The organism is Streptomyces sp. NPDC005805, from assembly GCF_040630445.1.
Lineage (GTDB): Bacteria > Actinomycetota > Actinomycetes > Streptomycetales > Streptomycetaceae > Streptomyces.
The window spans coordinates 51,753-68,079 of record NZ_JBEXXN010000016.1; the positions used below are offsets into that span (position 1 = coordinate 51,753).

General features: G+C 74.6%; 13 protein-coding genes. 7 read left to right on the plus strand and 6 right to left on the minus strand.

Features of this window, described 5'->3' with window-relative positions:
* Window positions 1-12: 12 nt before the first annotated feature.
* From ABZ457_RS11845 to rsmH, 3 genes are all read right to left on the minus strand, one after another.
* A complete protein-coding gene (locus ABZ457_RS11845; RefSeq protein WP_359156615.1) occupies window positions 13-1,983 on the minus strand; it encodes a penicillin-binding protein 2 in 1,971 nt (656 codons plus the stop codon).
* Between the two features lie 4 nt (window positions 1,984-1,987).
* Window positions 1,988-2,494 carry a cell division protein FtsL gene (locus tag ABZ457_RS11850; protein WP_359156739.1) on the minus strand — a complete coding sequence of 169 codons (507 nt, stop codon included), beginning with the start codon at window positions 2,492-2,494 and terminating at the stop codon, window positions 1,988-1,990.
* 180 nt (window positions 2,495-2,674) lie between these two features.
* Window positions 2,675-3,661 carry a 16S rRNA (cytosine(1402)-N(4))-methyltransferase RsmH gene (gene rsmH / locus ABZ457_RS11855; RefSeq protein ID WP_359156617.1) on the minus strand — a complete coding sequence of 329 codons (987 nt, stop codon included), beginning with the start codon at window positions 3,659-3,661 and terminating at the stop codon, window positions 2,675-2,677.
* Window positions 3,662-3,942: 281 nt separating this feature from the next.
* Between rsmH and ABZ457_RS11860 the strand changes: the two genes are divergently transcribed.
* From ABZ457_RS11860 to ABZ457_RS11875, 4 genes are all read left to right on the plus strand, one after another.
* Window positions 3,943-4,485 (plus strand): carbonic anhydrase, encoded by a 543-nt coding sequence (locus ABZ457_RS11860; RefSeq protein WP_359156619.1) that lies wholly within the window; start codon window positions 3,943-3,945, stop codon window positions 4,483-4,485.
* A gap of 211 nt (window positions 4,486-4,696) precedes the next feature.
* On the plus strand, window positions 4,697-5,743 hold the full coding sequence (locus ABZ457_RS11865; RefSeq protein ID WP_359156621.1) for a MoxR family ATPase: 1,047 nt from the start codon (window positions 4,697-4,699) through the stop codon (window positions 5,741-5,743).
* Window positions 5,743-7,119, plus strand: a complete 1,377-nt coding sequence (locus ABZ457_RS11870) for a DUF58 domain-containing protein (protein WP_359156623.1) — start codon at window positions 5,743-5,745, stop codon at window positions 7,117-7,119. The genes ABZ457_RS11865 and ABZ457_RS11870 overlap by 1 nt, the downstream gene beginning before the upstream one ends.
* The gene (locus tag ABZ457_RS11875) at window positions 7,116-9,599 is read left to right on the plus strand and encodes a transglutaminaseTgpA domain-containing protein (RefSeq protein WP_359156627.1); all 2,484 of its coding nucleotides are present in this window, start codon (window positions 7,116-7,118) and stop codon (window positions 9,597-9,599) included. Before ABZ457_RS11870 ends, ABZ457_RS11875 begins: the two co-directional genes overlap by 4 nt.
* Window positions 9,600-10,142: 543 nt before the next feature.
* Here the strand turns inward: ABZ457_RS11875 and ABZ457_RS11880 are convergent.
* The 3 genes from ABZ457_RS11880 to ABZ457_RS11890 form a co-directional block, all read right to left on the minus strand.
* Window positions 10,143-10,544 carry a DUF3040 domain-containing protein gene (locus tag ABZ457_RS11880; protein ID WP_359156629.1) on the minus strand — a complete coding sequence of 134 codons (402 nt, stop codon included), beginning with the start codon at window positions 10,542-10,544 and terminating at the stop codon, window positions 10,143-10,145.
* A gap of 250 nt (window positions 10,545-10,794) precedes the next feature.
* Window positions 10,795-11,583 (minus strand): methyltransferase, encoded by a 789-nt coding sequence (locus ABZ457_RS11885; RefSeq protein WP_078521644.1) that lies wholly within the window; start codon window positions 11,581-11,583, stop codon window positions 10,795-10,797.
* 45 nt (window positions 11,584-11,628) lie between these two features.
* Window positions 11,629-12,174: an SAV_6107 family HEPN domain-containing protein gene (locus tag ABZ457_RS11890; protein WP_359156631.1), complete on the minus strand. Its 546-nt coding sequence runs from the start codon at window positions 12,172-12,174 to the stop codon at window positions 11,629-11,631.
* Between the two features lie 211 nt (window positions 12,175-12,385).
* Here ABZ457_RS11890 and ABZ457_RS11895 point away from each other — a divergent pair, with 211 nt between their 5' ends.
* The 3 genes from ABZ457_RS11895 to ABZ457_RS11905 all read left to right on the plus strand — a co-directional run bounded on the left by ABZ457_RS11895 (window position 12,386) and on the right by ABZ457_RS11905 (window position 16,027).
* Window positions 12,386-13,282 carry an ATP-binding cassette domain-containing protein gene (locus ABZ457_RS11895; RefSeq protein WP_359156633.1) on the plus strand — a complete coding sequence of 299 codons (897 nt, stop codon included), beginning with the start codon at window positions 12,386-12,388 and terminating at the stop codon, window positions 13,280-13,282.
* Window positions 13,254-15,341 (plus strand): YhgE/Pip domain-containing protein, encoded by a 2,088-nt coding sequence (locus tag ABZ457_RS11900; RefSeq protein WP_359156635.1) that lies wholly within the window; start codon window positions 13,254-13,256, stop codon window positions 15,339-15,341. Before ABZ457_RS11895 ends, ABZ457_RS11900 begins: the two co-directional genes overlap by 29 nt.
* A gap of 74 nt (window positions 15,342-15,415) precedes the next feature.
* Window positions 15,416-16,027, plus strand: coding sequence for a TetR/AcrR family transcriptional regulator (locus ABZ457_RS11905; protein ID WP_359156637.1), 612 nt, complete (start codon window positions 15,416-15,418; stop codon window positions 16,025-16,027).
* Window positions 16,028-16,327 lie beyond the last annotated feature (300 nt).

Sequence of the window (16,327 nt, forward strand, 5' to 3'; positions counted from 1 at the left end):
TCTGTGTGCCGGTCAGTCGCCGGGGTCGAAGGTGACGGGCAGCCGTGCGGGGGCCTTGCCCGTCGGGGGGATCTGGAGGGTCTTGAGCGAGAACTCCATGACCTTCTGGTAGACGGGTCCGCAGATCTGGCCGCCGAAGTAGCTGCCCTTGGTGGGGTTCTGGATGGCGCAGTAGACGGTGATCTCCGGGTTGTCGGCGGGCGCGAAGCCGGCGAAGGAGGCCGTGTAGCCCTTGTAGCGGCCGAGTTCGGGGTCGACGCGGTTGGCGGTGCCGGTCTTGCCGGCGACCCGGTAGCCGGGGATGCGGGCCTTGGTGCCGGTGCCCTCCCGGTCGTCGACGACGGACTCCAGCATGGTGGCAAGGGTCCTGGCGGTGGACTCGCTGACCACCCGGGTCTTCTTGGGCGCCGGCGCGGCGGCGAAGCGCCCGTCGGGCCCGGTGGTGCCGCGGACGAGGGTGGGCTCGATACGCACCCCGCCGTTGGCGACGGTCGAGTACACGGAGGCGGCCTGGAGGGCGTTGATGGACATGCCCTGGCCGAAGGGGATCGTGTACTGCTGCGAGGTGGACCAGTCCTGGGGCTTGGCGAGGATGCCGGGGGTCTCGCCCGGGTAGCCCAGGCCGCTGGTGGCCCCCATCCCGAACTTGCGCAGATAGGAGTGGAGGACGCGGTTGACCTCGGGCTGGGTCTTCCCGAGCTGCCCGGTGGCCAGGATGGTGCCGATGTTGCTGGACTTGGCGAGGACCCCGTTGAGGGTGAGGTACCAGGTGGGGTGGTCGATGTCGTCCTTGAAGAGCCGGTCGCCGCGGTGGAGGCGGTTGGGGACGACGACATGGGTACCGGGGGTGGCCTTCTTCTCCTCCAGGACGGCCGCGATCGACATGACCTTGGCGGTGGAGCCGGGCTCGTAGGCGTCCTGGAGGGCCGCGTTGCCCATGGCGGTGGAGTTGGCCTGGCTCAGGTCGTTGGGGTCGAAGCCGGGCGCGTTGGCCATGGCGAGGATCTCGCCGGTGCGGGTGTTCTGGACGATGACATAGCCGCGGTCCGCCTTGGAGCGGGTCACCTGGTCGGTGATGGCCTGCTGGGCCGCCCACTGGATGTCCCGGTCGATGGTCAGCTCGATGTCGGAGCCGGGCACGGCGGGTTCCTCGCGGGAGCCGGCCGTGGGGATGCGCCGGCCGCCGGACTGGACGTAGGTCACGGTGCCGTCCTGGCCGGCGAGTTCGGTGTCGAGCATGGACTCGATCCCGCCGCCGCCGCGCCCCTCGGCGTTGACGTAGCCCAGTATCCCGGCGGCCAGGTCGCCGTTGGGGTAGACGCGTTTGCTGCTGGGCTCCTGGAAGACGCCGGCCAGGACGTTGGCGCCGGGGCCGCCGGCGCGTTTGTCGGCGGCGGCCTTCTCCGCGTAGACGCTCTTGAGGTCCTTGATCTGGCGCCAGACCTGGGGGGTCTGGCGGCGGGCGAGGACGGCGTAGCGGGAGCCGGGCTTCTTCAGCTTCTTGACGAGGTCCGCCGGGTCCGCGTTCAGGACGGGGGCGAGCAGGGCGGCGGCCTGTTCCGGGGCGTCGGGGGCCTTGCTCTCCTTCGGCGTGAACATCTTGGGGTCGGCGGTGATGTCGTGCGCGTCCACGGAGGTGGCGAGCGCGATGCCGGACCGGTCGGTGATCTCGCCGCGCTCGGCGGCCAGGGTGACGCTGTCGTAGCGGTTCTTGTCCGCCTTCGCCGCGTACGCGTCGGCGTCCACCGCCTGGACCTGGAGGAGGCGGACGACGAAGACCAGCATCACCAGGGTGAGCCCGAGGCTGACCAGCCGCAGCCGGGGCCGGGGGTCGCCGAGGGTGATGGTGCGCGCGGCGGGGCGCCGGGGCGCGGGGCGCGGCCGGCGGCTGTCGGGGCGGCGCGCGGGCCGGCGGCCGGACGGGGGCGCGGGGCGCCGGGCGGGGCCCGGCACGCGACGGCGCGGTGGTTCCTTGGGGGGCACTGCGTCACCTGCCGGTGGGGGTCGGGGTCGGCTGCGGGGACGGGGAGGCGGCCGCCGGGGCCGGGGCGGCGGAGGCGGACGGGGCGGGCGCCGGCGAGGAGGCGGGGGACGACGCGGCGGGGGCGGGGACCTGCTGCGGCTTCGGGTCCGGCTCGGGGCCGGGGTCCCCGGCGGGCTTCGCGGGTGGGGAGGGCTGAGCGGTCGCCCGTCCCGGCACCCCGCGGACCGTGCCGTCGGGGCCGAGGAAGGCGGGGCTGCCGCCGGGGACCATGCCGAGTTCACGGGCCCGGCGCTCCAGGGCGCCGGGCGCGGAGCGGTCGTCGACGTCCCGCTGGAGGGCCTGCTGCTCGTCGGTGAGTTCGGTGGTCTCCTTCTTCAGCTCGCTGAGCCGGAAGGAGCCCTGGCTGAGGGAGGAGTTGAGGACCAGCAGGGTGATCAGGCCGCCGGCCAGCAGCAGGACGACCAGCAGGACGAAGGGGGTGCGGGCGGCGCTGCTGGGCGCGGACGGCATCAGCCGTGCGAGCCGCGCGGCCCGTCCCCGCAACTGCTTGGCCGCTGTGCTCAAGGTGTCCTCCGCATCGCTTCCCTGGCCTGCCCTGCCGTGCCGCGTCCACGACCGCCGCCCGGCCGTACCGGCCGTCTCCGCCCGCGCGGGGTGCCGGCCCGGTCCGCGGGGCCGGACCGGCCGGGCCTACGGGGTCCGGGCCACGTCCTCGCGGATCCGTTCCGCCCCTCTCAGACGCGCGGGCGCCGCCCGGCGGTTCTCGGCCACCTCGTCCTCGGTGGGCAGTTCGGCGCCCCGGGTGAGGAGCTTGAGGCGCGGCTGGTACTCCTCGGGGACCACCGGCAGCCCGGGCGGCGCGGTGGTCGCGGCGCCGGCCGCGAAGACCTGCTTGACCAGCCGGTCCTCCAGCGAGTGGTACGAGAGCACGGCGATCCGGCCGCCCACGGCGAGGGCCGCGACGGCGGCGGGGATGGCCCGCTCCAGCACCGAGAGCTCTCCGTTGACCTCGATCCGCAGCGCCTGGAAGGTGCGCTTGGCCGGATTGCCACCGGTCCGCTTGGCGGCCTGGGGCAGCGCGTCCCGGATCAGCTCGACGAGCCGGGCACTGCGGCTGAACGGTTCCTTCTCGCGTTCCCGCACGATCGCGGAGACGATCCGCTTGGCCTGCTTCTCCTCGCCGTAGGCGCGCAGGATGCGGACCAGTTCGCCGGGCGGGTAGGTGTTCAGCACCTCCGCGGCGCTGACTCCGGCGGTCTGGTCCATCCGCATGTCGAGGGGGGCGTCCTGGGCGTAGGCGAAGCCCCGGTCGGCCTCGTCCAGCTGCATGGAGGAGACGCCGAGGTCGAACAGGACGCCGTCCACCCGCTTCAGGCCCAGCCGGTCGAGGACGGCGGGGAGTTCGTCGTAGACGGCGTGTACCAGGGTGGCGCGGTCCCCGAACGGCGCGAGGCGCTCGCGGGAGAGCCGCAGGGCCTCGGTGTCGCGGTCGAGGGCGACGAGCCGGGCGGCGGGGAAGCGGGTCAGCAGGGCCTCGCTGTGGCCGCCGAGGCCGAGGGTGCAGTCGACGACGACGGGGCCGCCCCCGCCTGCGGCGGACTCCGGGCGGTCGAGCGCCGGGGCCAACAGGTCCAGGCACCGCTGGAGCATCACCGGGACGTGTCGGGTCTGGCTCATGCGCCCTCTCAGGTCCGGCGTGGAGCGGGGCAGGGCCGGGCCGTGCGTACGCCGCGCACGCGGAATGCGGGGAGAATCTCGGGGGATGCCGCCGCGCGGGGCGGGGGCGTCCGGAACTCCGCGTCACTTTAGTCCACCGGTACGCCCGGTCAATCAACCGGGCAGCGCGTCGCGCGGGGCTCCCCGCGGGGGCTGTGGATTAGCTCACAGCAGGCGGCTTGCCGCTGTTTGTCCGCTTCTCCTTCCGGGTCCGGGGCGGCTGTGACCGCTACCTTCGAGCCATGTCGACTTCTGCGCACGCAACGTCCGGGACCGCTCTCGGCGAGGGCACCGTCACCGACCGCCTCGTCGAGGCGAACCAGCGGTACGCCGCCGATTTCCGGGACCCGGGGATGGACGCCCGCCCGGTCCTCAAGGTCGCCGTCGTGGCCTGCATGGACGCCCGCCTCGACCTGCACGCCGCGCTCGGCCTGGAGCTGGGCGACTGCCACACCATCCGCAACGCGGGCGGTGTGGTCACCGACGACGTGATCCGCTCCCTCACCATCAGCCAGCGGGCGCTGGGCACCCGCAGCGTGATCCTGGTGCACCACACGGGCTGCGGCCTTGAGACGATCACCGAGGAGTTCCGTATGGAACTCGAGGAGGAGGTCGGGCAGCGGCCGGCGTGGGCCGTCGAGGCGTTCCGCGACGTCGACCAGGATGTGCGCCAGTCGATGCAGCGGGTGCGCACCTCGCCCTTCCTGCTCCACAAGGACGACGTGCGGGGCTTCGTCTTCGATGTGAGGACGGGGGCGCTGCGGGAGATCGAGCCCGCGGTGTGATCCGGTACGGCGGGTAACGACGGGTAGCGCAAAACCCACCGAACCCGTCATTTCGGCCTCAGTTGTCCACAGGCAAGTGACACGACACCGTGCCGCCAACAAGAATGACGGGTGTGGCGCCCTCCGGAACTATCCGGGGACGGTGTCCGTGTTTCGTGGTGGGCCGTGCCGGCTGAAGTGCACAGGCCCCGGACGGGCCGAGGAGGGCCGGGTGACGACCTATGACGATCGAGCGAGCCTCACTGATCTGACCACGACCGCGGAGCGTGTCCGCGGTTCGGTGGAGAGTGTGATCGAGGGCAAGCCTGAGGTCGTACGGCTTTCGCTGACCGTGCTGCTCGCCGAGGGGCATCTTCTGATCGAGGATGTCCCCGGCGTCGGCAAGACCATGCTGGCCAAGGCGCTGGCGCGTTCCATCGACTGCTCGGTGCGGCGCATCCAGTTCACGCCGGACCTGCTGCCGTCGGACATCACCGGTGTCTCGGTCTTCGACCAGCAGCAGCGCGAGTTCGAGTTCAAGCCGGGCGCGATCTTCGCCCAGATCGTGATCGGCGACGAGATCAACCGGGCCTCCCCCAAGACCCAGTCCGCGCTGCTGGAGTCCATGGAGGAGCGCCAGGTCACCATCGACGGGCACAGCTACGAGCTGCCCGACCCCTTCATGGTGGTGGCCACCCAGAACCCGGTCGAGATGGAGGGCACCTACCCGCTGCCCGAGGCCCAGCGCGACCGCTTCATGGCCCGGGTCTCCATCGGGTACCCGAGCGCGGGCGCCGAGCTCCAGATGCTCGACATGCACGGCGGGGTGAACCCGCTGGACGACCTCCAGCCGGTGGCCCACGCCCATGACATCGTCAAGCTGATCGAGGCCGTGCGCGAGGTCCACGTCGCCGAGTCCGTCCGCAAGTACGCGGTGGACCTGGTCTCCGCGACCCGCACGCACCCCGACCTCAGACTGGGCGCCTCCCCCCGCGCCACCCTGCACCTGGTGCGCGCCGCCAAGGCGTCCGCCGCCCTCAGCGGCCGCGAGTACGCCCTCCCGGACGACGTGCAGGCCCTGGCCGTGCCCGTCCTCGCCCACCGGCTGCTGCCCACCGCGCAGGCCCAGCTCGGCCGGCGCACCGCGGAGCAGGTCGTCCTCGACATCGTGCAGCGCACGCCCGTGCCCACCACCGGCAGCCCGGACGGCGCGTACGCCCCCGGCGCCCGGCCGCAGGACCCGCTGTACGGCCGGCAGCCCGGCGCGCGGCGGCTGTGATGTCCGCCGCCCGGCCCGCCCCGGACGCGGGCCCGGAGGGCACGGACCGCGGCGGTGTGCGCGCCGCCCTCGCCGGTCTCACCACCCGGGGCCGCTCCTTCCTGGCGGCCGGGGTGGCCGCCGGGGCCTGCGCGTACGCCCTCGGGCAGACCGACCTGCTGCGGGTCGGGCTGCTCCTCGCCGTCCTGCCGCTGCTCTGCGTCGCCGTGCTGTACCGCACCCGCTACCGGGTCGCGGCCAGTCGGCGGCTGCACCCCGGTCGGGTGCCCGCGGGCTCCGAGGCCCGGGTCCATCTGCGGATCGACAACGTCTCCCGGATGCCCACCGGCCTGCTGATGCTCCAGGACCACGTCCCGTACGTGCTGGGGCCCCGGCCGCGCTTCGTGCTGGACCGGGTGGAGGCCGGCGGGCGGCGCGAGGTCTCCTACCGGGTCCGCTCCGACCTGCGCGGACGCTATCCGCTCGGCCCGCTCCAGCTCCGGCTGAGCGACCCCTTCGGGATGTGCGAGCTGAGCCGCTCCTTCAGCGCCTTCGACCTGCTCACGGTCGTCCCGCGCACCGAGCCGCTGCCCGCCGTGCGGCTGGCGGGCGAGGCGTCCGGACACGGGGAGGGCCGCCGGCGCACCCTGGCCCTCGCCGGGGACGACGACATCATCCCGCGCGCCTACCGCCACGGCGACGATCTGCGCCGGGTCCACTGGCGCTCGACCGCCAAGTACGGCGAGCTGATGGTGCGCCGCGAGGAGCAGCCACAGCGCGCCCGCTGCACGGTCCTGCTGGACACCCGCCGCGTCGCCTACGAGGGCGGCGGCCCGGACTCGGCCTTCGAGTGGGCGGTCTCCGGCGCGGCCTCCGCGCTGGTGCACCTGCTGGAGCACGGCTACGCGACCCGGCTGCTGACGGACACCGGCACCTCGGTCCCCGGTGAGGGGGCGGACGGCTTCGCGGGCTCCGGCCACTCGGGCCAGGAGTCCGCGGAATCCGCCGGACTGATGCTGGACACCCTGGCCGTCGTCGACCACTCGGACGGGGCGGGCATGTCCCGCGCCTCCGAGGCGCTGCGCGGCGGCAACGAGGGCCTGCTGATCGCGTTCCTGGGCGACCTGGACGCGGAGCAGGCCACCCTGGCCGCCGGGATGCGCCGCCGGGCCGGGTCCGCGGTCGCCTTCGTGCTGGACAGCGGCACCTGGGTCACCGGCGGGGCCGTGCCCGGTCCGCTGGAGGAGCGGCTGCGCGGGCTGCGGGAGGCGGGCTGGACGGCGCTGCCGGTCCGGCCGGGCGACTCGCTCGGGGACCTGTGGCGGCAGGCGGGCCAGGAACACAGCCGGTCGGCCGCGTCCGGCGAGACACACGGGTACTCGGGGGGTTGGTCATGAGCGGTCGCACCAGGCTCGCCCTGTGCTCCTACGCGGCCACGCTGCTGACGGCGGGGGCGCTGCTGCCCCTGGTGGACGAGGCGGGCTGGCTGCTCCAGGCGGCCGTCCTGCTCGGTCTGCAGAGCGGGGCGGGGGCGCTGGCCCGGCGGGTGCCGCTGGCCCGGCCGCTGACCGTGGCCCTCCAGGTGCTGGTCTCCCTGCTGGCGCTCACCGTCCTGTTCGTCCGCGAGTCCGCGGTGGCCTGGCTGATCCCGGGCCCGGAGGCGATCGCCCACTTCGGGCAGCTGTTCGCCGCCGGGTACGACGACGTCAGCCGGTACGCCATCCCGGCGCCCGCGACGGACGGCATCCGGCTGATGCTGATCGGCGGGGTGCTGCTCATCGGCCTCGCGGTGGACGCCCTCGCGGTCACCTACCGGGCGGCGGCCCCCGCGGGCCTGCCGCTGCTGGCGCTCTACACGGTCGCGGCCGGTCTCTCCGACGGCGGCACGGCCTGGCTGTGGTTCCTGCTCGCCGCGGCGGGCTATCTGCTGCTCCTGCTGGCGGAGGGCCGGGACCGGCTCTCCCGCTGGGGCCGGGTCTTCGGCGGCGCCCCGCCGGGGGCACGGCGCGGCGGGGCGCTGGACGGCGGCGGGTCCGCGCACGCCCCGGTCCGCACCGGGCGCCGGATCGGGGTGGTGGCCCTGGGCGTGGCCCTCGCCGTCCCGGCCGCCCTGCCCGCCCTGGACGGCGGGCTGCTGGACGGCACGGGCAGCGGTCCGGGCCGCGGCTCCGGTGGCGGCGGCACGATCTCGGCGGTCAGCCCGCTGGTCTCCCTCCAGGAGAACCTGAACCAGCCGCAGAACCGCGAGGTGCTGCGCTACCGCACCAACGCCCCCGACCCGCGCAGCCTGTATCTGCGGATCGTGGCGCTGGACCGGTTCGACGGCACGGCCTGGCGCTCCTCGCAGCGCAAGGTGGAGGACGTCCCGGACCGGCTGCCGGAGCCGACCGGGCTGAGCCCCGCGGTGGACGTCACCGAGGTGCGGACCAACCTCTCCGCGGCGGGCACCTACAAGCAGACCTGGCTGCCGATGCCGTACCCGGCGACCAAGGTGGGCATCGAGGGGCGCTGGCGGTTCGAGCCGGAGGGGCGGACCCTGGTCGGCGACCGGCAGACCACGGCCGGCGTCCAGTACTCGGTGAGCAGCCTGGTCGTGCAGCCGACCCGGGAGCAGCTGGCCAACGCGCCGGCCCCCAACTCGGAACTCAAGCGCGAGTACACGCAGGTGCCGGGTTCGCTGCCCGCCGAGGTGGCGGCGACGGCGCAGCGGATCACCAAGGGCGCGGCGAACGACTTCGAGCGGGCGTCGAAGCTCCAGCAGTGGTTCGCGGAGGACGGCGGCTTCACGTACAGCACCCGGGTGCTGTCGGGCACGGGCGTGGCCGCGATCGGGCGCTTCCTGGAGGAAAAGCGGGGCTTCTGCGTCCACTTCTCCTTCTCGATGGCCGCGATGGCCCGGACCCTGGGCATCCCGGCGCGGGTCGCGGTGGGCTTCACCCCGGGCACCCCGCAGTCGGACGGCACGGTCTCGGTCGGCCTGCGGGACGCGCACGCCTGGCCCGAGCTGTACTTCGAGGGGGTCGGCTGGACCCGCTTCGAGCCGACGCCGAGCCGGGGCACCGTCCCGGAGTACGCGCGGGAGGAGACGCCGTCGACCGACCCGAGCGCGCCCGCGCAGCCGGAGACGGGTGAGTCGTCGGAGCCGTCCTCGGCCCCGGCCGCGCCGGACGCCTGCCCGGAGCACGAGCGCCGGCTCGGCGAGTGCGGGGCGGCCCAGCCGCAGGAGGTGGCCCAGGACGCGGAGGGCGGCACCCCGTGGACCTCGGTCCTGTTCACGGCGCTCGCCGTGGTCGGGGTGGTGGCACTGCTGCTGCTTCCGCTGCTGTGGCGGGCGCTCGCCCGCAGACGGCGGCTGCGGATCGGTTCCGGGTCCGGGGCCCCGGCCGGGCCGGCGGGCGCCGTCGTCACGGACGGTCCGGCGGGTGCCGTGACCGTGCCGGTCGAGGACCCGGCCGGGACCCTCGCGGTCTGGCAGGAGATCACGGACACCGCGTGGGACCTGGGCATCCCGCCGGACGAGTCCCAGACCCCGCGCAAGGCGGCGGCCCGGATCGTCCGGCTCGGCAAGCTCACGGACGAGCCGGCGGCGGCGATGCACCGCACGGCCCGCGCGGTGGAGGAGGTCCTGTACGCGCCCACCCCCCGGCCCGCCACGGGCCTGGCGGAGGACGCCCACCGCATCCGCTCCGGCCTCCGCGACGCGGCGGACACCCGCACCCGCCTGCGGGCCCTGCTCCTCCCCCGGTCGTCCGTCCGAGTGGTCTGGGCCCTCTCCGACCGCTGGGTCTCCCTGAGCACCCGCGTCTCGACCCGCGCCCGCAAGCCCCTGGACCGGGCGGCGGCGCTTCTGCCCCGCCTCTCCCGGGGCCGGGGCTGACCCACGTGCGACGCGGGCCGCGCCCCCGGTAGTGGGGGGCGGGCCCGCGCGCCGCTTGGGGCGGCGCCCGGCCCGCCGGGCGGCTGCGGCCTGCGAGCGGCTTTGGCTGGGCGGCCCCGACTGCCCTGCGCCGGCTCCGCCGGGTGCCAGCGCGCACTGCGGTGGCGACCACGCCCGGGCACGGCGGCCTGCGTGACCGCCCGGTCCGTCGGCCGCTCCGCCGGGGCGGGGGTGGCAGGCGGCCTGCCAGAGGGTTCCGGGCCGTGCTTCCCGGGCGGGCGTTGCCCGGAGCGGGCTGCGGGGCTGGGCCCCGGGGACGCGCGGCGCGGGTGCGACCCGTGCCGGGACGGCGAACGGGCCGTCCGGCCCCACAGGGCGCGGCCAAGAGCCCCGCGTGCAACGCCCCCGGCGCGCGGGCCCGGCCCGCGCACACCCCCGTACGCGCCGGAGGGGCGACGCTTGCGCGTCGCCCCTCCGGGTCGGGTTTCGGGCGGCAGGGGCCGCCGGGGCGTGCCCGCTCGCGCGGGCGGCGGCCCCGGGGGCTTACTGGCCGCCCTGCTGCTCGTCGCGGCGGCGGTGCCACCGCTGCTCGATGCGGTCCATCACGGACCGGCGCTGATGATGCTGTCGTCGGGTGGCATGACCACCGGGTGCCTGCTGCTGCTCACCCGGTTTGGGGGCCTTGCGCCAGCCGGTGACCGCCAGCACCGCGCAGCCGAGCATCACGAGGAAGCCCACCACGCTGATCCAGATCTGCTGCGCGACCATTCCGGCCATGAGGAGCGCGATACCCACAAGGAAGCCAGCGACTGCCTGGTAGACCCGTCGCCGGGTGTACGTACGCAGCCCGCTTCCCTCGAGCGCTGTAGCGAACTTGGGATCTTCGGCGTACAGCGCTCGCTCCATCTGCTCGAGCATGCGCTGCTCGTGCTCCGAGAGCGGCACGGAGTCCTCCTCGTCGTCGGTCGCGGGGGCGACCGGTATGCGGCCCTTTCAGGATAGGCAGGGATTCGCCCCCGTGAAACCCGCCCACTTCGCCTCACGCCAGTCCGGGCCGCCATGCCCGATCGAAGTTACTGAGGCGTTGATTCCCCAACCTCCGATCCGTCATGCCGGACGGTGTCCCCCGATCATACGGGGCGCGGGCCGGTAACGGAGGGCCTGTGGCCTACTCCATGTGCGGCTGCGCCCCTGATCAACCCCGCTTCTCGCCCAGGACGTGCAGTTGCCCGGCGACGGAGTGGAACGCGGCGAGCTCCGCCGCCGCCGCCTCCAGCTTCAGCAGTGCCTCCAGGGCGCCCGGCTCGGCGTCCACCAGGGCGCCGGGCACCAGGTCGGCGAAGAGGCGTACGCCGTGCACGGCGGAGACCTCCGCGCCCGCCCCGGCGACCAGCCCGGTGAGCTGGTCGGCGGTGAACCGGCGCGGGACCGGGTCGCCGGCCCCCCAGCGCCCGTCGGGGTCGCCGAGGGCCTGGCGGGCCTCCGTGAAGTGCCCGGCGAGGGCGCGGGCCAGGACCGCGCCGCCGAGCCCGGCGGCGAGGAGGCTGAGGGCGCCGCCCGGGCGCAGCGCGTCCACCGCGTTGCGCAGGCCCTCGGCCGGGTCGTCGACGTACTCCAGGACCCCGTGGCACAGGACGGCGTCGAAGCCGCCCCGGTCCACGACGTCGAACAGGCCGTGCACATCGCCCTGGACGCCGCGGACCCGCTCGGCCACCCCCGCCTCGGCGGCCCGGCGCTCCAGCGCGAAGAGCGCGTTGGGGCTGGGGTCGACGACGGTGACGCGGTGGCCGAGCCGGGCGAGCGGCACGGCGAAGTTGCCCGTGCCGCCGCCGGTGTCGAGGACGTCCAGCGCCTCGGTCCCGGCGGCCTTGGCCCGGCGGTCGATCGCGTCCTGGAGGACGTCCCAGACCACGGCGGTGCGGAGGGACGCGCGGGAGGGTCGCGGTGGGGTCTCCCCACCGGAGGCAGGAGAACGGTCCGACACGGCAGGTGGCTCCTCGGGCGATGTGCTGGCGGTGTGCCGCCCACCCTATTGCCTCCCTCCGGCCGGGCCCGGCGCGGACCGGTCCGCACGCGGCCGGGGCAGGGCCGGCTCCAGGACGAGGAGCCGTTCGACGAGGCGCAGGAACATGCCCGCGTCCCGGATCAGGTCGTCCGCGTCCCGGGGGCGGGCGGCGCCTTCTATGCCGGCCTCGGCGCGGGCCCGGCGCTCGGCGCCCGAGGCGAAGAGCAGGCTCCACTCGGTGAGTTCGGGGGCGATCTCGGGCAGCACCTCCCAGGCGCTGCGGATGCGCTGCCGGCGCCGGGCACTGGTCTCCGGCCGGCCGCGGGCGGCCAGGACGGCGGCCGCGGTGCGCAGGGCGGCCAGATGGGCCGTGGCGTAGCGCTCGTTGGGGGTGGGAAGGGCTTCCGCCTCGTCCAGCCCGGCGCGGGCCTGGGCGAGCAGGTCGAGGGCGGCGGGCGGCGCCGAGGCGCGGCGCAGCACGGGGTGCACGTCGTGCGCGGGGCCGGTCGATGAGGGGGCAGGGCCGGTGGCGCGGCGCCGCGAAGCAGCGGCGGTGGAGCGGCTGGCCATGACGAGCCTCCTGTCGTCGTGTGACGGCGCTGTGGCCGTATGCATCCATCGTGAAGGCCCCCACTGACAATCGCCCTGAACAGGAGTTTTCCCCCAACTGCCGTGCGCAGACGGCCCCGTTTTGCTTCCCCGGCCGCATCGGGGGTAGTTTTCTGGACTGACCAGTCAGTTCAAAGAATGGGCAGCGGTGGGGAAGCAGGGGGTGGGTGCGATGGGCAGCCCGCACGGGGCGGCCGTGGAGGCGCGCGGGGCGGCCGTGGAGGCGACGGACCTGGGCCTGAAGGGGCCGCGCGGCTGGGTGTTCCGCTCGGTCACGTTCACGGCGGAGCCCGGTTCACTGGTGGCGATCGAGGGGCCCTCGGGCACCGGGCGGACCTGTCTGCTGCTCGCGCTGAGCGGGCGGATGCGCGCCACGGAGGGGCGCGCGTCCGTGGCCGGGCGGGAGCTGCCGCGCGGGATGGCCGCGGTGCGCCGGATCAGCGCGCTGGGCCCGGTGCCGGGCGTCAGCGACCTCGACCCGGCGCTGACCGTCGCCGAGCACCTGCGTGAACGGGCCCTGCTCCAGCGGCGGTTCGGCGGTTCCCTGCGGGAACTGCTGCGCCCTCGCAGGGAGCGGGCGGCCGCCGCCCGGGAGCGTCTGGACACCGCCCTCGCGGCCGCGGGCCTGGACACCGGCACCCTCCCCAAGGGCGAACGGACCGCCGTACGCGACCTGGAGCGGCTGGAGGCCCTGCGGCTCTCCGTCGCCCTCGCCCTGATCGGCCGCCCCGCGCTGCTCGCGGTCGACGACGCGGACCTCAAGCTGTCCGGCGCCGACCGGGACCGGGCCTGGGAACTGCTGCGCTCGGTGGCCGCGTCCGGCACGACCGTCCTGGCGGTGTGCAGCGAGTCCCCCGGGGACGCGCTCACGGTCCGCACGACGGACGACCGCCCCGCGCCCGCGCCCGCGCCGGAGGAGGAACCGGAGACCGAGGCCGCCGGGGACGACCCGGCGGAGGACCCCGAGGCCCCCGAGGACCGCGGCCCCGAGTCCCCCGAGGACTCGACGACCACCACCACGACCGAAGAGGGGGCGGCGGATGCGCTCGCCGAAACTGGCCGCGCTTGAGCTGAAGCGCTTCGGCAGGGGGAGGCTGCCGCGCGCCGCGCTCGTCGCGGTCCTGCTCCTCCCGCTGCTCTACGGCGCGCTCTACCTGTGGTCGTTCTGGGACCCGTACGGCCGGCTCGACCGGATACCCGTCGCGCTGGTCAACGAGGACAAGGGCGCCACCGCCGACGGCCGGAAGATCACCGCGGGCGACGAGATCACCCGGAAGCTGCACGACAGCCGGACCTTCGACTGGCACGAGGTCGACGACGAGACCGCGCGCAAGGGCGTCGAGGACGGCACGTACTACCTCTCCCTCACCATGCCCGAGGACTTCAGCCGGCGGATCGCCTCCAGTTCCGGGGACTCCCCCGAGACCGGCGCGCTGCGGGTGCGCACCAACGACGCCAACAACTACATCGTCGGGCAGATCTCCCGGACGGTCTTCTCCGAGGTGCGCACCGCCGCCTCCACCGACGCCTCGCGCACCTTCCTGGACCGGATCTTCATCTCCTTCTCCGACATCCACGACGCCACCGAGAAGGCCGCCAAGGGCGCCGACGACCTCAAGTCCGGTGTCGGGAAGGCCAAGAAGGGTTCCAGGGACCTCGCGGACGGGCTCGGCGAGGCGCGCACCGGCAGCAGGGAGCTGTCCGGCGGCATCGGGAAGCTCCAGTCCGGCGCGGCCGAGCTGAAGACCGGCTCCCGCAAGGTGGCGGACGGCACCGGGCAGCTCGCGGGCAGGGTCAACGGCGTCGCCGACAAGGTGCGTCCGTATCTGCGCGAGTACGAGAAGCCGATCGGCGAGACCGCCCGGATGGTGGCCGACTCCTCCCGTGACGTCCGCCGCCACCTGGACGACCTCTTGAAGCGCGCCCCGGGCGCCGCCGCCGAGGCGCACGCCTCCGCCGACGAGCTGTCCGAGGTGTACCGCACCACCTGCGAGGAGAACGTCCTCCCCGACCCGTCCGCCTGCCCCGCCCTCAAGCGCGCCAAGACCACGGCGGCCGACGTGGCCCGTGTGGCGGACGACGCCAACGCCCTGGCCAAGGACTCCGGCGGCCGGCTGAAGACCATGACCGCCGACCTGAAGAAGCTGGAGAAGCAGGCCGACGCGCTGGCGAAGCGGGCGCCCCGGCTCGACGAGGACCTGGAGTACGCCGTCGAGAAGATCAACGAGCTGAACTCCGGCGCGCAGAAGGTCGCCAAGGGTGCCGCGGAGCTCCACTCGGGCCTGACCACCGCCAAGTCCGGCGCCACCGACCTGGACAGCGGCATCGGCCGGCTGAAGAAGGGCGCCGGTGACCTGGACGGCGGGCTCTACCGGCTCTCGGGCGGCTCCCAGGAGCTGGCCGCCGGGCTGAACGACGGCGTCGGGAAGATCCCGGACTACGACAAGGACGCCCGCGAGCAGCGCACCGGGGTCATGGCCGACCCGGTCCAGCTCGCCGCGCAGTCCCTGCACAAGGCGCCCAACTACGGCACCGGCTTCGCCCCGTACTTCATCCCGCTGTCCCTCTGGGTCGGCTCGATGGTGGCGTACATGATCATCCTGCCGCTCAACCGGAGGGCGCTCGCCGCCGGTGCCTCGGCCTGGCGGATCGCGCTCGCCGGATGGCTGCCGGTCGCCTCGATCGGGCTGCTCCAGGTGGCCGCGCTGATGTCCGTACTGCACTTCGGGCTCGGCCTGGAGGCGGCCCGCACCCTGGGCACGGTCGCCTTCCTCGCCCTGGTGACCTGCTGCTTCGCCGCGATCATCCAGTGGCTCAACGCCCGCTTCGGAGCGGCCGGCCGGATCCTGGTGCTCGCCGTGCTGATGCTCCAGCTCACCTCGGCGGGCGGCACCTACCCGGTGCAGACCTCGCCCGGGTTCTTCAACGCCATCCACCCCTTCCTGCCGATGACCTATGTGGTCGACGCGCTGCGCCGGCTGATCACGGGCGGCGGACTCGGCCCGGTGTGGCAGGCGACGGCGGTCCTGACCGCGTTCACCCTCGGCGCGCTGGCGCTCACCGCGCTCTCCGCCCGGAGCAAGCAGGTCTGGACCCTGAACCGGCTCCACCCGGAGCTGACGCTGTGAAGGCCGGCCCCGCGAAGGCGGGCCGTGCGAAGGCCGGCCCTGCGAAGGCGGGCGGACCTGTGAGAATCACGGGTATGGACAGCAGCACAAGACGGCAGGCGACGCGTGCCAAGCTCTACGAGGCGGCGGTGACCCTCATCGCCGAACAGGGCTTCTCCGCCACCACGGTGGACGAGATCGCGGAGCGGGCCGGGGTGGCCAAGGGCACGGTCTACTACAACTTCAAGAGCAAGACCGAGCTGTTCGAGGAGTTGCTCCGGCACGGCGTCGGGCTGCTGACGGCCTCGCTGCGCGCCGCGTCCGAGGAGACGGCGGAGCGCGGCGGCACCCGGATCGAGGCGCTGGACGCGATGATCCGCGCCGGTCTGGTGTTCATCGACCGCTACCCGGCCTTCACCCAGCTCTACGTCGCCGAGCTGTGGCGCACCAACCGGGCCTGGCAGTCCACCCTGCTGGTGGTCCGGCAGGAGGCGGTCGCGGTGGTGGAGACGGTGCTGCGCGAGGGCGTGGAGGCGGGTGAGCTGAGCGAGGAGATCGACATCCCGCTCACCGCGGCGGCCCTGGTGGGGATGGTCCTGGTGGCCGCCCTGGACTGGCAGGCGTTCCAGCGGGAACGGTCCCTGGACGATGTGCACGGCGCGCTGTCCCTGCTGCTGCACGGCCGGGTCAGCGGGCGCCGGGACTGACCCGGGGGCGCGGGCGCCGGGACTGGCCCCGGGTCCGGCGGCGGGACTGCCCCCGAGGCCCGGGCGGCGGGGAGACGACGAGGGGCCGGACCGGCTGCCGCCGGTCCGGCCCCTCGGTGCACCCCCGTGCACCCGCGCCGAAGAGTCCGTCCCCCGTCGTTCCCCCGTGGTCGTGGACTCCCCGGCCGTGCTCCCCGTCACGGCCGGGCGCCGCGCCGTTCCGACGCCCCGTGTCGTCGGTGCCGGCGCCGCGCCCCTGCCGTGGTGACCACTCTTCCGTCCGGACCGGAGCCGACCCAT